This is a genomic window from Paracoccus sediminilitoris, assembly GCF_003259195.1.
GTDB lineage: Bacteria > Pseudomonadota > Alphaproteobacteria > Rhodobacterales > Rhodobacteraceae > Paracoccus > Paracoccus sediminilitoris.
In genome coordinates, this window is sequence record NZ_QJPK01000026.1 from 19,252 (window position 1) to 32,822 (window position 13,571).

General features: G+C 65.2%; 16 protein-coding genes. 11 read left to right on the forward strand and 5 right to left on the reverse strand.

Annotated features, from left to right (window positions below; translation table 11 throughout):
• Positions 1-18: 18 nt before the first annotated feature.
• From DKT70_RS15035 to DKT70_RS15075, 9 genes are all read left to right on the forward strand, one after another.
• Entirely contained in the window at positions 19-672 is a 654-nt protein-coding gene (locus DKT70_RS15035; protein ID WP_111559906.1) for a response regulator transcription factor, read from the forward strand.
• Positions 669-1,901 carry a histidine kinase dimerization/phospho-acceptor domain-containing protein gene (locus DKT70_RS15040; RefSeq protein WP_111559907.1) on the forward strand — a complete coding sequence of 411 codons (1,233 nt, stop codon included), beginning with the start codon at positions 669-671 and terminating at the stop codon, positions 1,899-1,901. The genes DKT70_RS15035 and DKT70_RS15040 overlap by 4 nt, the downstream gene beginning before the upstream one ends.
• A 66-nt stretch (positions 1,902-1,967) precedes the next feature.
• Positions 1,968-2,501, forward strand: coding sequence for a L,D-transpeptidase family protein (locus tag DKT70_RS15045; protein WP_233490602.1), 534 nt, complete (start codon positions 1,968-1,970; stop codon positions 2,499-2,501).
• A gap of 90 nt (positions 2,502-2,591) precedes the next feature.
• The gene (locus DKT70_RS15050) at positions 2,592-2,966 is read left to right on the forward strand and encodes a hypothetical protein (RefSeq protein ID WP_146612651.1); all 375 of its coding nucleotides are present in this window, start codon (positions 2,592-2,594) and stop codon (positions 2,964-2,966) included.
• Between the two features lie 175 nt (positions 2,967-3,141).
• Positions 3,142-3,582 (forward strand): CopM family metallochaperone, encoded by a 441-nt coding sequence (copM, locus tag DKT70_RS15055; protein WP_233490603.1) that lies wholly within the window; start codon positions 3,142-3,144, stop codon positions 3,580-3,582.
• Between the two features lie 171 nt (positions 3,583-3,753).
• The gene (cueR, locus tag DKT70_RS15060; protein ID WP_111559910.1) at positions 3,754-4,182 is read left to right on the forward strand and encodes a Cu(I)-responsive transcriptional regulator; all 429 of its coding nucleotides are present in this window, start codon (positions 3,754-3,756) and stop codon (positions 4,180-4,182) included.
• Positions 4,179-4,940, forward strand: a complete 762-nt coding sequence (locus DKT70_RS15065; protein WP_111559911.1) for a MauE/DoxX family redox-associated membrane protein — start codon at positions 4,179-4,181, stop codon at positions 4,938-4,940. The genes cueR and DKT70_RS15065 overlap by 4 nt, the downstream gene beginning before the upstream one ends.
• A gap of 52 nt (positions 4,941-4,992) precedes the next feature.
• Positions 4,993-5,478, forward strand: a complete 486-nt coding sequence (locus DKT70_RS15070) for a DUF305 domain-containing protein (protein ID WP_111559912.1) — start codon at positions 4,993-4,995, stop codon at positions 5,476-5,478.
• A gap of 123 nt (positions 5,479-5,601) precedes the next feature.
• Positions 5,602-6,147 (forward strand): hypothetical protein, encoded by a 546-nt coding sequence (locus tag DKT70_RS15075; protein ID WP_111559913.1) that lies wholly within the window; start codon positions 5,602-5,604, stop codon positions 6,145-6,147.
• Between the two features lie 25 nt (positions 6,148-6,172).
• On the opposite strand, the gene DKT70_RS15080 is transcribed toward DKT70_RS15075, so the two are convergent.
• The 3 genes from DKT70_RS15080 to DKT70_RS18080 all read right to left on the reverse strand — a co-directional run bounded on the left by DKT70_RS15080 (position 6,173) and on the right by DKT70_RS18080 (position 8,574).
• Positions 6,173-6,814 carry a response regulator gene (locus DKT70_RS15080; RefSeq protein WP_111559914.1) on the reverse strand — a complete coding sequence of 214 codons (642 nt, stop codon included), beginning with the start codon at positions 6,812-6,814 and terminating at the stop codon, positions 6,173-6,175.
• Positions 6,811-8,178: a sensor histidine kinase gene (locus tag DKT70_RS15085; protein WP_158530075.1), complete on the reverse strand. Its 1,368-nt coding sequence runs from the start codon at positions 8,176-8,178 to the stop codon at positions 6,811-6,813. The genes DKT70_RS15080 and DKT70_RS15085 overlap by 4 nt, the downstream gene beginning before the upstream one ends.
• A 234-nt stretch (positions 8,179-8,412) precedes the next feature.
• Positions 8,413-8,574: a hypothetical protein gene (locus DKT70_RS18080; protein WP_158530077.1), complete on the reverse strand. Its 162-nt coding sequence runs from the start codon at positions 8,572-8,574 to the stop codon at positions 8,413-8,415.
• A gap of 52 nt (positions 8,575-8,626) precedes the next feature.
• Here DKT70_RS18080 and DKT70_RS15090 point away from each other — a divergent pair, with 52 nt between their 5' ends.
• The gene (locus tag DKT70_RS15090) at positions 8,627-10,582 is read left to right on the forward strand and encodes a Hint domain-containing protein (protein ID WP_158530079.1); all 1,956 of its coding nucleotides are present in this window, start codon (positions 8,627-8,629) and stop codon (positions 10,580-10,582) included.
• Positions 10,583-10,670: 88 nt separating this feature from the next.
• Here the strand turns inward: DKT70_RS15090 and DKT70_RS15095 are convergent, their stop codons facing one another.
• Positions 10,671-11,213 carry a cysteine hydrolase family protein gene (locus DKT70_RS15095; protein WP_111559917.1) on the reverse strand — a complete coding sequence of 181 codons (543 nt, stop codon included), beginning with the start codon at positions 11,211-11,213 and terminating at the stop codon, positions 10,671-10,673.
• A 122-nt stretch (positions 11,214-11,335) separates the two neighbouring features.
• A complete protein-coding gene (locus tag DKT70_RS15100) occupies positions 11,336-12,274 on the reverse strand; it encodes a LysR family transcriptional regulator (protein WP_233490604.1) in 939 nt (312 codons plus the stop codon).
• A gap of 165 nt (positions 12,275-12,439) precedes the next feature.
• Here DKT70_RS15100 and chvE point away from each other — a divergent pair, with 165 nt between their 5' ends.
• On the forward strand, positions 12,440-13,495 hold the full coding sequence (gene chvE, locus DKT70_RS15105; protein ID WP_111559919.1) for a multiple monosaccharide ABC transporter substrate-binding protein: 1,056 nt from the start codon (positions 12,440-12,442) through the stop codon (positions 13,493-13,495).
• Positions 13,496-13,571 lie beyond the last annotated feature (76 nt).

Here is a 13,571-nt window from a genome sequence, read left to right on the forward strand (position 1 = left end):
ACAGGACAGGAGAACCCGATGCGCGTCTTGATGGTCGAGGACGAGGCCGACATCGCCGATGCGCTTGGGCGTTTTCTGCGCGCGGACGGGCATGCGGTCGATCACGCCCCCGATCTGGACGGTGCCGAAGCCGCGCTGGATGTTGCCGAATATGATGCGATCCTTCTGGATCTTGCGCTGCCGGACGGGTCCGGTCTGACCCTGCTGCGCGATCAGCGGCGGCGGGGCAACCGGGTGCCGGTGATCATCGCGACCGCCCGCGACCAGATATCCGAACGTATCGCGGGCCTGGATGCGGGGGCGGACGATTACGTCGTCAAACCCTATGACCTGGCCGAGATCGCGGCGCGCCTGCGCGCCCATGGCCGGCGCGCCTCGGGCGATCCGGCGGCAGAAAGCTGGCTGGGCCCCTTGCGGGTCGACCGTGCAGGCGCGCGGCTGTTTCTGGAGGACGCCGAAATACGCCTGACATCGCGCGAATGGGCGTTGTTCGACGCCCTGCTGTCGGCGCGGGGACGCGTCCTGTCGCGCCAGGTGCTGGAGGAACGGCTCTATGCCTTCGACAATGCCATCGAGGGCAACGCGGTCGAGGTCTACGTCTCGCGCCTGCGGTCCAAGCTGGGCGCGGGCGTGATCCAGACACGGCGTGGGCTGGGATACCTGATCCCGTGACGCGGCCGTGGTCCCTGCGCGGGCGGCTGGTGCGGCGGGTGGTGCTGGGCGCCAGCCTCAGCTGGCTGGTGGGGGTGGGACTGGCGGCCCTGGTCATCGCGCATGAGATGTCGGAACTGATGGACGATACGCTGGCCGGATCGGCGCGGCTGACCCTGGCGCTGTATCAGGGCGGCGCAGACATGGCGATGGGCGGCGATACGGGTCAGGCCTTGCGCATCATCGCCGAGGGGAACGAAGTCATCGCCGCGCCTTGGCCGCCCCTGGATGCCGATGGCGGCCACGATGTCGAAGGCTGGCGCGTCCTGCGGCTGACCGACGCCGAAAGCGGCATCATCGTCGAGGCGGGCCAGCGCGACGAATGGCGGCGGGACGAATTGCTGGAAAGCATCGGCTGGCTTGTCGCGCTGATGCTGCCGGTGCTGCTGGGCGCGCTGGTGGCGGCGCGGGGGTCCGTGACGGGCGCGCTGCGACCCGCGACGCGGTTCGCGCAGATGCTGCGGTCGCGATCGGCGCGCGACCTGTCGCCGGTTGCCGCCCCCGACCTGCCATCCGAGCTGACGCCGATCCCGCAGGCGCTGAACGGATATCTGGACGATATCCGCGCCATGATCGAGATCGAACGCCAGTTCGCCACCAATGCCGCCCATGAATTGCGCACCCCCATCGCCGCCGCATCGGGTCAGGCGCAGCTGATCGCCGCCGGGCTGGCAGACCGCAACGCAGCAGGCAGGCTGGCGGCCGCGCTGGCCCGCATGGGCCGCCTGGTGGAACGTCTGTTGCAGCTGTCGCGGGCCGAAGGCGGCGCGGCGGGGCGGGGGCCCTGCGATCTGGTGCGGGTCGCGCGGATGGTCATCGCCGACAGCGGCCTCTCTGCGCGCTTTGATGATGCCGAGATGATCTCGGCCCCCGTGGCGGTGGACCCCGACGCGCTGGCGCTGATCCTGACCAACCTGCTGCGCAATGCAGCCGAACATGGCACCGGGGATCTGCGAGTGACCCTTGCGCCGGGGCCGACGATCAGCGTGTCGAACGCCGTCCAGCCGGGCGCGGTCTTCCGTCACGGGACGTTCGAGAAATCGCCCGGTTCGCATGGGGCGGGGCTTGGTTTGGCGATCGTCGCCCGGGTCGCCGAAACCCAAGGCATCACGCTGGACCACGTGATGAATCTGCACCGCGCCACCGTGACGCTGCGCTTTGCCAATGATCCGTCGGCGGGATCACGCTGACGCGGCGTCGAACCGCGGCGACGCCTGTGTTATGCTGCAGTCCGATGACCGGAAGGAGCTGCCCCCATGAGACATCTGACCCGCCGCCACGCCTCGCTTGCCATGCTGGCGGCCCTTGCGGCATGCGGATCGCAGGGGGCAGGGCGCGCGCCTGTCCCGAATTTCGTCCGGTATGACGGCCCCCCGGTGACGCAGGTCGTGGTGTGGAAGGGTCAGCGCCGGATGCAATTGCTGAACGGGCAGACGGTCCTGCGGTCCTATGGTTTTGGTCTTGGCAACCAGCCGGTCGGTGCCAAGCAGTTCGAAGGCGACGGCAAGACCCCAGAGGGGCTCTACTATATCGACCGTTTCAACCCGCGCAGCCGCTATCACCTGTCGGTCGGTATCTCTTACCCCAATGACCAGGACCGCGCCTATGCCGCACAATTCGGTCAAAGCGCCGGCAGCGACATCATGTTCCACGGCCGCGGCCCCGAGGGTAATGCCAAGGCACCGCGCAATCGCGACTGGACCGCCGGCTGCATTGCGCTGACCGACCCAGAGATCGAGGAGGTTTATGCCATGCTGCAACCGGGCATTCCGGTCCTTCTGCTGGCATGATGCAGGGAACCAGGCCCCCGCCGGTCACGATCCCGCGCAGCGGTTCAGAAATGCGTTGATGCGATGCCTGTGGGATCATAGAAAAATTTCATGACCCGTGTGTTTCGCCAACTGGCCGCGCTTATCGTCGTGACGTTGATCACGATGGGTGTCGGCATCTCTGCCGGAAATGCGGGCATGGGTCTGGAATGCCAGATGGCGATGTCCCTGGCGCGGGCCGATCACCATGCGCACCCCGCCGCGGGTGACGTCGGAACCGGGGCGGATCATGCCCATGACGCGGGCCTGTCCCCGCAGGGTCAGGGATCGCATTGCCAAGCCCATCTGTGCCCCGCAACGGCGCTGGCCGTGCCGGTGGATGTGGCACGTGCCCTGCTGATCGGCCGACCGCTGGAGGCCGTCGATACCCTAACGCTGCCGGAAACGACTGTTTTGGACGGGTTGCACCGACCTCCGCGCGCCTGATTCCCGGACCACTGATGATCTCTGCCTTGACCGGTGTCGGACTGATCCCCTGTTCGCAGGGGTGCAGGCCGATGGGCAAGGCCGACACGAACGCTAAAATACGAATGACCCGCAACGATTCAGATCGGAGATTACAATGACCTTCTGCAAGATGCTTGCTGCAACCGCCCTTGTCGTGACTGGGTTGACCCTGCCCGCTTTGGCGCAGGACGCAGCGCAGGACACGGAATTCCGCATGCCCGAGGTCTGCACCGCCGCCGCGGCGCAGGACGGAATGCATGACGGGCACGATCCCGAGGCACCCATGGACCACGCGGCACATGCCAGCGATGCCGAGGATGCGGATGCGTCAGGCATGCCCGAACATGTCCGTGAGAACATGAGCCGCATGAACATCACCATGCCGGCCATGCAGCAGGGCATGATGCAAGCGGATGCCGATGTCGCCTTCGCCTGCGGGATGATCGCCCATCACCAGGGGGCGATCGACATGGCCCAAGTGCTGCTGGAGCATGGCGACGACCCCGAGATGATCGAGCTTGCCGGCGAAATCATCGCGGCCCAAGTCGGTGAAATCGAACAGATGACCAATTGGCTGGCAGAAAACGCCAAGTGATCTGTTCCGGGCCGCGCGATCCAGGTCGCGCGGCCTTTCTGCAACGATTATCGGGCGTCGCGCGTTTTCCAGCATGCCGACAAGGGGTTGCGAAATAAACCTGACAGACTTCTTGACCTTCCTATGGTTGGAAGCCCCATATCGCAGATCATGTCACGACGGAGCCTTGCCATGAACATCGGAGACGCCGCCGCCCAATCGGGTGTATCGGCCAAGATGATCCGCTATTACGAACAGATCGGGTTGATCCCTGCCGCTGCGCGGACGGCGTCGGGGTATCGCGACTATGACGGCCCCGACATCCATATGCTGCGTTTCATCGCCCGGGCGCGGGACCTTGGCTTTCCGATCGCCGAGATTTCGGCGCTGCTTGACCTGTGGCGCGACAAGGATAGGCGCAGCGCCGACGTCAAGGCGCTGGCGCAGGCGAGGGTCCGCGACCTGCGCCACAAGATCGCCCACCTGCAGGACATGGCCGACACGCTGGAGGATCTGGCCAAAGGCTGCGCGGGCAATGACCGCCCCGAATGCCCCATCCTTCACAGGCTGCAGACACGTGACGATGCCGCCGCCCAAGCCCAGGAAAGGACCCCGTCATGACCAGCGCGAACGCCAAGACCGCCACCCTGTACCGGATGGTAATGACCAAGCACATGTGCCCCTATGGGCTGAAATCGCGCGACCTGCTGCGGCGTCAGGGCTATGAGATCGACGACCGCCACCTTACGACCCGCGACGAGGTCGACGCCTTCAAGGCCAAGCACGACGTGCAGACCACGCCCCAGACCTTCATCGATGGTCAGCGGATCGGCGGCTATGACGACCTGCGCCGCCATTTCGGCAAGACCGTCCGCGACAAGTCCAAGACCACATATCGCCCGGTGATCGCGCTGTTCGCGATGGCCGCCGCGATGGCGCTGGCCACCAGCTGGGCCGCGCTTGGCCAGCTGGTCACGGTCGCCGCCGTGGAATGGTTCGTGGCCTTCGCGATGTGTCTGCTGGCCCTGCAGAAGCTGAAGGATGTCGAAAGCTTTGCGACAATGTTCCTGAACTATGACCTGCTGGCGCAGCGTTGGGTGCCTTACGGCTATATTTATCCCTTTGCCGAAGGATTGGCCGGGGTGCTGATGGTGGCCGGTGCGCTGATGTGGCTGTCGATCCCCGTGGCGCTGTTCATCGGCACGATCGGGGCCGTTTCGGTCTTCAAGGCGGTCTATGTCGACAAGCGCGAACTGAAATGCGCCTGCGTGGGGGGCGACAGCAACGTGCCCTTGGGCTTCGTGTCCCTGACCGAGAACCTGATGATGATCGCCATGGCTGTCTGGATGCTGGTCAAGATCACCATGTTGGGCCACTGAGGCGGACCTCACGCCTGCTGACCTGAACCTGAGAGGAAGAAGGAAAGACCCTATGGGATATGGACGCTTCGTCGCGATGATCGCCACATCGACGGTGGTGATGTTCGGCCTGATGTATCTGAACACCTATTCAATCGATCACATCGAATTTTCACAGACCCGGATGTGGATGGCGATGTATATGGGGGCGGTGATGGCGGTGATCATGCTGGCCTTCATGCTGGGCATGTATTCCGACCGGCGCAAGAACATCGCCATCGTCCTGGGGGCCGGTCTGGCCTTCGGACTGTCGTTGTGGCTGGTGCGAAGCCAGCAAACGGTCGAGGATCTGGCTTGGATGCGCGCCATGATCCCCCATCATTCCATCGCCATCATGACCAGTGAACGTGCCGACATATCGGACCCGCGGGTGCGCGCGCTTGCCGATGCCATCATCGAGGCACAGCGAAACGAGATCACCGAGATGCAGCGCTATATCGCCGATATCAAGGCGAATGGCGACGCCCCTTCCGGCACGCCGCGGGCCAAGGCGCCATAGATTGCCGCATCGGGACCTTTGCAGGCCCGGGTACTGGACCTTGGTCCGGTTCGCAGGCGGGCGGGATGTGATTTGATCGAAGGGTGTTCAATGGCCCTTGTGGCCTCGACCCGGAGAAATCAGATGTTCACGAAGACCCTTTTGCCCAGGATGCAGATGCGATCCCGGCTGGCAGTTCTGCTGCTGGCAGGCGCTGCGATCACTACCCCCGTCATGGTGCGCGTCGATGCGCAACACGGCCTGCGCCTGCTGCCGGCGATGGCCCATGCGAAGGATGGCGACCGCAGTGGCGATGACCGTGGTGGCGACGATCGCGGCGGCGATGACCGTGGCGGGCGTGGCGGTGATGACCATGGTGGCGATGATCATGGCAGTGACGACCATGGCGGCCGCGACGACGCCGATGATCGCGGCGATGACGACCGCGGCGGCCGACGCGGCCGGGGGCGCGACGACAAGCCCTCGGGTCCGGTCGGTGGCGGCTATGCGGGCGCCCGGCCGACCGAGGTCGAGCGTTCCACCCGCGGGATCGAGGTGACCTATTCCGACGGCTGGCGCGAGGAAGTGGAAAACGGCCGGTACGAACTAAAGGATGCCCAGGGCCGCACCGTGATCGAACGCAGCGCGACCGCGCAGGACCGGGCGCGGCTGGCCTCCTTCACCCGCTGAGACCGCCCATCCACCGGCGCAATGGCTAGCCGTTGCGCCATTCCTTTTGCGCCAGCAGCGCGGCCTCGGTGCGGTTGCGCAGATGCAGCTTTTGCAGGATCTGCGTCATGTGATGCTTGACCGTGCGTTCCTGGACCTGCGTGCGGCGGGCGATTTCCTTGTTGGACAGCCCTTCGGAAACCAGGCGCAGCACCTCTTCCTCGCGTGGGGTCAGCAGGTCCAGCCCGTCGCGCGATGTGGGGGCGGGGCTGCGCATCCGCGCTAGCATCCGGGCCGCAAGCGACGGCGCGACATGGCTTTCGCCCTCCATGATGCGATCCAGTGTCGCGACCAGCTCGGCCCCGCCGATCCCCTTGAGCAGATAGCCCCGCGCACCCCCCTCCAACGCGGCAAAGACGGCGTCGCCATCCTCGGACACGGTCAGCATGACCATCACCGGCGCGGGGTCCTGAAGTGCGATGCGTTCCAGCGCCCAAAGCCCGCCCTGCGGCATGGACAGGTCCAGCAGCACTAGGGCAGGCGCGTGCAGCCGCGCGCTTTCGACGGCCTCGGCGCCCGATGCGACCGTGGCTACGACGTCGAAATGGCCGCTTTCCTGCAGCGTTCTCGCCACCCCTTCGCGATAGAGCGGATGGTCGTCCGCCACCAGAACCCGATGCCCGCTCATGTCTCGACCTCCATCCACAATTCCGTCCGTCCGTCCCGGCGCTCCATCCCGAAGCGACCGCCCAGTGATTCGACCCGGTCGCGCAGCCCCCGCAACCCCAATCCGGGGGCGTGGTCGGGGGCGGGACCGGGGCCGGCATCCGATACCGTCACCCGCAGCCGATCCGCGTCCCCCTGAAGGCGCACCGTCAGATCCGCGCCGCCGGCATGGCGGGCGGCGTTGTTCAACCCCTCTTGGACGAAGCGGAACAGGCAGATGCGCAGTCCCGGCGACAGGGGCGGATCGCCCTCGGCCTCCATATGCAGGGCGACCGGGGCGGGACAGCGCGCCTGATGCGCCTCGACCGCCAGGCGCGGAATGGCGGCGGCGGACAGATGCGCCAGTTCCGGCAGCGCCAACCCGTGCGAGATCTGGCGGATCTCGGACATGGCACGGTCCAGAGCCTGCTGGATGGCCGCCAGTTCGCCGGGCTGGGGGGTGCTGCCCCCGTCCAGGGCGTCCAGCCGCAGCCGCGCATAAGCCAAGTCCTGGGCCGGCCCGTCATGCAGATCGGCGCCGATGCGGCGCAGGCCGCCCTCGGTCGTGGCGGCGGCGCGGCCCGCGGCCTCCTGGATCCGCGCCCGCAGCTGTCCGTTGCGATGCGACAGGCGGCGCAGGTCTTCCAGCTGTCGGTCCAGGTCGCGGCGTTGGCGGTTGATCGTCCGGCTGCCCTGTCGCACGATCGCATAGAGGATCAGCCCAAGGGCCAGGCCGCCGCCGCCGACCCCGGCCCAAGCTGCCGCACGCGCCGCCGCCAGATCCGCCTTCAGCGCCGGATCGGCGATATAGAGTTCGGCCACGGCGATGATCTCTCCGGTCCAGTCGGCGCGGATGGGGCTGTAGATTTCCAGCAGCGGCAGCCCCAGGGCGTGTTCGCTGCGATCCTCTTCCTCGGCCTCATCCTCGAAGATGGCGGCGATCTGTCCCGACCAGGCGCGCGACAATTCGTGCGATGGTGGGAAATTCCGCCCCATCAGGTCGGCATTCGACGCGGCGATGACCAACCCACCCTTTCCCCACACCTTGTAGGAGACGATCCGCTCGGCCATGCCGGTGGCGGGCAGGACCTCGGACAGGGCGCGTCGCATGGCGGGCGAAGGCTGGGTGCCGGGAATGTAATCCTCGACCAGCGGGTGCAGAAAACTGTCCATATAGAAGGCTGCGGCCGTGGCCGTGTTGCGGATCACCACCTGTCGGATGCGGTCGGCCAACAGCCAGCCCGCAAGACCCATGAAGATGGCCAGCACGACGCCCCCCACCACCGCGAACCGGGTCGAGAGGCTGGCATCACGCCAGAAACGGGTTGCGGAAAGCGACTGCATCATGGCGACACGCTGCGGCATTTTACCGGGCTTTGCTACTGGACAGAAGGGCAGCCTTTCCGACGGCGCGGGGGGCTGATGGCCCATGTCCGAAAAGAACCGCGCCATGCCGGGGGATTCGCGACAAGTCCCGGTTCGGGGCGCCGTCCATGCCCGCTTTGATACCTTATGCGCGCGTGAACCTATCCTTTTGCATCTCTCAACCCTCTGGAAAAAAAGCGATAATTCGGTAATATGTTAATGGTAGGGAACGCGCGTATTTGCCGTTCCAGTCACAACGGAGCGGGCAAGAACACAGGCGATCTTCATCAGCCAGAACTTGATGTCGAAGCAAGCAACTTTTGCCCGACCGGCCGCACTCAGGCCTGCATCACCAACCAGATCCACCGGTTCCGTCATGACGCACGGACCCGCCCCTCCCCTGCATTCATCGCTCTCAGAGGACTACGACATGGCGACCACCTTCAACGTCATCAACCTGGGCACCTTCACCAACCTTGATGCGGTGGAAGGAGGACAGCCCGAAAACGCGTCCCTTCTGAACAACCGGGTCTTCGGTGGCTCGACCGATCCGCTCTATAACCGCATTCAGACCTTCGCGCCGGCGGGGAACGGTGCCGGCGGGACAGGCCTGCCGACGCAATACGAAGGTCAGGGCGATCTTGACCAGTTTTCGATCAATGGCGGTCCGGTGCAGACGGTCGAGGCCTTCATCTTCATGCCCGCCACGATCACCTATATCGACGGCACGACCGCGACCATTTCGGGACGCGTCATGCAGGGCACGAATCTGCAGCTGTACCTGGTGCCGTCGGTCACCCAGGATGCCTCTCAGAATGCGCTGGAGGCCAAGCCGATCCAGTCGATCACCTTCGGCACCTATGCCCCGCCCCCCGTTGACCAGACCTATGTCATGGTGGCCGATCGCGACGCCAACGAATTGGCCCCTGTGATCGAGGGGACGAACAACGATGACACGATGAATGTCGGCCATGCGGATCAGTTGAACAGCAACGCGACCGCACCCGTCATCGACAACAATGCGAACTTTGTCCTGGCCGGGGGCGGAAACGACTCCATCGAAGGCGGCGGCGGCAACGACACCATCTTTGGCGGGGCGGGCAACGATACGATCCAAGGCGGCACCGGCGCCGACAGCCTTGTCGGCGGCACGGGCATGGACACGCTGGACTATTCCGAGAATACGACCGGCATCAATGTCAATCTGGGCACGAACACTGCCTCGGGGGGAACGGCGCAGGGCGACATCATCAGCGGGTTCGAAAACGTCGTCGGCGGGTCCGGCAATGACACGCTGACCTTGTCGAACACTGCCGGAACGGCCGATGGCGGGGCGGGCAATGACGTTCTGACCGGTGGGACCGGAAACGATGTCCTGCTGGGCGGCATCGGCAATGACACGCTGTCGGGCGGGGCGGGCATCGACACGGTGACCGGGGGCGATGGGGCCGATACCTTCGTTGCCGACGGGACGGGCGACCTGATCGTCGATTTCGGCCAAGGTGGCGGCTCGATCACCGATGACGACCAGTCCAACAACGACTTTGTCGATCTTTCGGCCTTCTACAACAGCACGACTCTGGCCGCCTGGAACGCGGCCAACCCCGACAACCAGTATGACAAGGTGCTTGACTGGCTGCGGGCCGACTATGCCGACGGCGTCTTGAACCAGGCCGGCGGCCTCAGGATCCGCGACGGTAACGGCCAGCTGGTCGATCCCAGCTTCCTGAACTCGGAAACGACGAATGTCTGCTTCACGACGGGCACGAAGATCGCGACCCCCAACGGTCCCGTCGCGATCGAGCATCTGCGCGTCGGCGATCTGGTCGAGACGGTAGATCACGGCGCATGCCCCATCCGCTGGATCGGGTCGTCGCGCGTCGGTTCGCTGAGCCTGGCCAACAACCCCAAGCAGCGCCCGATCCGCATCCGTGCCGGAGTCTTGGGCCGTGGTCTGCCGCAGGCGGATCTGCTGGTGTCGCCGCAGCACAGGATCCTGGTCCAGTCGCGCATTCTGGAGCGGATGGTCGGCGCCAAGGAAGGGCTGGTCGCGGCCAAGCACCTGCTGGGGATACCCGGCGTCGAGGTGGCCGATGACGTGACGGTCGTGACCTATTGGCATTTCATGTTCGACCGCCATGAAATCGTCTTTGCCGAAGGTGCCGCCGCCGAGTCGCTGTTCACCGGCCCCGTCGCGCTGAAAAGCGTTTCCGCCGAAAGCCGCGAGGAAATCCTGTCGCTGTTTCCCGAACTGGCCACGCTGGACCACCATGCGCTGACCGCGCGCGCGGCCAGGACATTAGTCACCGGTCGCATCGGCCGCAACCTGGTGCAGCGCCATGTCAGGAACGACCGCGCGCTGGTGGAGCAAGACATCCGCTCCTGACCGCCTGCAGGGCGCCGCCCCCGTCGTCGACAACAAGGCCCGCATCGCATCACACGGTTGCGATGCGGGTTTCGCATGTGTGCGGCCTTTATCCGGCCAGATGGTCTTCGGTCGACACGACATCACCATAGGCGAAGGCAAGGGCGGCCATCATGGCGGTATGGACCTGGGCCGCGGGAACGGATTTGCCCTGGAATTCCAGCTGGCGGGTAGCGCAGGCGTCGTGGATGGTGGTCGTACCATATCCCAGATCATTGGCGGCCCGTACGGTCGCGTCGATGCACATATGGCTCATCGCGCCGACGACCACGACCTGTTCGATGCCGTGGGAGGTCAGCAGATCATGCAGGCCGGTGTCTCGGAACGCGTTGGGAAAGTTCTTGGTGATCACCGGTTCGTCATCAGCGGGTCGGACCGTATCGTTGATGCGCGCGCCGTCGCTGCCGGGCACGAAAAACGGGGCGTCGGGCATTTCGTGGCGGATATTGACCACCAGATCGCCCCGGTCGCGGGCATGGGTGATGACGCGCGCGGCGTTCGCGGCGGCGGTCTCGATCCCGTCAAGCGGCAGGTTGCCCGTGGGCCAGTATTCGTTCTGCAGATCGACGACGATGACGGCGCGATTGGTCATGGCGGATATCCTTCGGGTTTGTGGGCCGGGTTCGTCGGCTTGTCTGCAAGCATGGCAGCCCGCGGCATGTCCCGCCATTGGCAAAACGTCACAAGGCTACCAGTCAGGGCACCGGGCCAAGGTCAGCGCGGGGGAAGCGGTTGTGGCCAGACGTCGTCGCGCGACAGCTGGATCACCGTGTCGCGCAGCCGCATGGCAAGGGGCGACAAGGGGCGGCGGCGCAGGCTGAGCAGGTAATAGGGTGATACGCGGATCTCTCGGCGCGTCTGCAATATGGCAAAGCCCGCCGCGACCGGCGGGCGGATCAGCAGGTCGGCCACCTCGTCCGAGATCGGCGCCACGGCATCGCTTTGCGCCAGATAGGCGATGGTCAGCAGCAGCGACGGGCTGTTGACGATGTTGCCCGGCTCGGACAGGCCGACGCTGGCAAAGGCGGCCAAGGCGGCTTCGCGGATCGGGGCGCCGCGCTGCTGCATGATCCATTCGTAATCGGACAGCTCGGTCAGCGTCACCCGCGCCGCGCGGGCCAGCGGATGACCGGCGCGGACCAGGAAACAGACCTTTTCATCGCGCAATTGCAGGATGTTGAAGTCGCGGCTTTCGAATTCCGGCAGGATGCGCGCCAGCACGAAATCCATCTCCCCGGCGGCCAGGTGGCCCAGCAATTCGCGCGAGGGCATGACATCCACGGTTATCTCGGCCTCGGGGGATTGCTGTTTGATCTGGCGGATCGCCGAAACCAGCGTGCCGACCGCGGGGCCGGTGACCGCCCCCACATGCACTGAACCCGCCAGCCCGCCACGAAGCGCCGTGACGTCGGCGGCCATGCTGTGCATCTCGCGCAGGATGACGCGGGCGCGGCGCAGGACGGTCAGGCCGATCTCGGTCGGCTCCATCCCCGTGGGCTGGCGCAGGAACAGGGGCGCACCCACCTGCGCCTCGATCGCGGCCAGCATCCGCGATGCGGCGGGCTGGGTCATGGCGCTGGCCTGGGCTGCCAGCTGCAGCTGCCCGTGTTCGGCGATTTCCTGCAGCAGGCGCAGCTGCGCGGGTTTCAACATCAGACGGGCAGGGGTGTTTTGCATATCATTCCCGGCATGCAGATGGCTTTGAATATCATTTTACCAGCATGCTGTCATCTTGCTAGGGTCTTGTCGCGGCCCCCCAAGCTTTCGGGGGCCGCAAAGGGGATAGGCGGGTTGGAGAGCCGCCACAGGGAGGACAAGATGAAAATCAAAACCGCCGCGGTCGCGCTGGCGATCGGAGTCTCGTGGCTGGCGACCGGCGCGATGGCCGAAACCGTGGGCATCTCGATGCCAACGAAATCATCGGCCCGCTGGATCGATGACGGAAACAACATGGTCAAGCAGTTCCAGGATGCCGGTTACGACACCGATCTGCAATATGCCGAGGACGACATCCCGAACCAGCTGGCCCAGGTCGAAAACATGATCACAAAGGGTGTCGACGTTCTGGTGATCGCCGCCATCGACGGCACCACGCTGTCGAACGCGCTGGCCAACGCCGCGGCCGCCGACATCAAGGTCATCGCCTATGACCGCCTGATCCGCGACACGCCGGATGTCGACTATTACGCGACCTTTGACAACTTCAAGGTGGGCGTCGAGCAGGCCAATTCGCTGGTCCGGGGTCTTGAGGAACGTTTTCCCGACGCCAAGCCGTGGAATGTCGAGCTGTTCGGCGGCAGCCCCGACGACAACAACGCCTATTTCTTCTATGACGGCGCCATGTCGGTCCTGCAGCCGCTGATCGACGACGGGTCGGTCGTCATCCCGTCGGGGCAGACGGGCATGGACAAGGTCGGCACGCTTCGTTGGGACGGGGCAGTCGCGCAGGCGCGGATGGATAACCTTCTGTCGGCCAATTACACCGACAAGCAGGTGCATGGCGTGCTGGCGCCCTATGACGGGCTGTCGATCGGCATCCTGTCGTCGCTGAAGGGCGTGGGATACGGTTCGGGCGACATGGCGATGCCGATCGTGACGGGCCAGGACGCCGAGGTCCAGTCGGTCAAGTCGATCCTGAGCGACGAGCAATATTCGACCATCTTCAAGGATACCCGCGAACTGGCCAAGGTGACGGTCGGCATGGTCGAAGCCATGCTGAAGGGCGGCGAGCCCGAGATCAACGACACCGAAACCTATGACAACGGCGTCAAGGTCGTCCCGTCCTATCTGCTGCAGCCCGTGCCGGTCGACAAGTCGAACTGGGAGCAGGTGCTGGTCGACAGCGGTTACTATACCCAAGACCAGATCCAGTAACGCACATGCCAGACGGACCGCCCGACACCTGCCACCGAAAGGGGGCCGGGCGGTTCCCCGCACCGGAGACCACGCC

What these genes read in the sequence shown, in the direction of transcription:
- DKT70_RS15035 (WP_111559906.1), top strand. Translation starts at nt 19, where the DNA reads ATGCGCGTCTTGATGGTCGAGGACGAGGCCGACATCGCCGATGCGCTT.
- DKT70_RS15045 (WP_233490602.1), top strand. Translation starts at nt 1,968, where the DNA reads ATGAGACATCTGACCCGCCGCCACGCCTCGCTTGCCATGCTGGCGGCC.
- DKT70_RS15050 (WP_146612651.1), top strand. Translation starts at nt 2,592, where the DNA reads ATGACCCGTGTGTTTCGCCAACTGGCCGCGCTTATCGTCGTGACGTTG.
- cueR (WP_111559910.1), top strand. Translation starts at nt 3,754, where the DNA reads ATGAACATCGGAGACGCCGCCGCCCAATCGGGTGTATCGGCCAAGATG.
- DKT70_RS15065 (WP_111559911.1), top strand. Translation starts at nt 4,179, where the DNA reads ATGACCAGCGCGAACGCCAAGACCGCCACCCTGTACCGGATGGTAATG.
- DKT70_RS15070 (WP_111559912.1), top strand. Translation starts at nt 4,993, where the DNA reads ATGGGATATGGACGCTTCGTCGCGATGATCGCCACATCGACGGTGGTG.
- DKT70_RS15075 (WP_111559913.1), top strand. Translation starts at nt 5,602, where the DNA reads ATGTTCACGAAGACCCTTTTGCCCAGGATGCAGATGCGATCCCGGCTG.
- DKT70_RS15080 (WP_111559914.1), bottom strand. Translation starts at nt 6,814, where the DNA reads ATGAGCGGGCATCGGGTTCTGGTGGCGGACGACCATCCGCTCTATCGC.
- DKT70_RS15085 (WP_158530075.1), bottom strand. Translation starts at nt 8,178, where the DNA reads ATGATGCAGTCGCTTTCCGCAACCCGTTTCTGGCGTGATGCCAGCCTC.
- DKT70_RS18080 (WP_158530077.1), bottom strand. Translation starts at nt 8,574, where the DNA reads ATGACGGAACCGGTGGATCTGGTTGGTGATGCAGGCCTGAGTGCGGCC.
- DKT70_RS15090 (WP_158530079.1), top strand. Translation starts at nt 8,627, where the DNA reads ATGGCGACCACCTTCAACGTCATCAACCTGGGCACCTTCACCAACCTT.
- DKT70_RS15095 (WP_111559917.1), bottom strand. Translation starts at nt 11,213, where the DNA reads ATGACCAATCGCGCCGTCATCGTCGTCGATCTGCAGAACGAATACTGG.
- DKT70_RS15100 (WP_233490604.1), bottom strand. Translation starts at nt 12,274, where the DNA reads ATGTTGAAACCCGCGCAGCTGCGCCTGCTGCAGGAAATCGCCGAACAC.
- chvE (WP_111559919.1), top strand. Translation starts at nt 12,440, where the DNA reads ATGAAAATCAAAACCGCCGCGGTCGCGCTGGCGATCGGAGTCTCGTGG.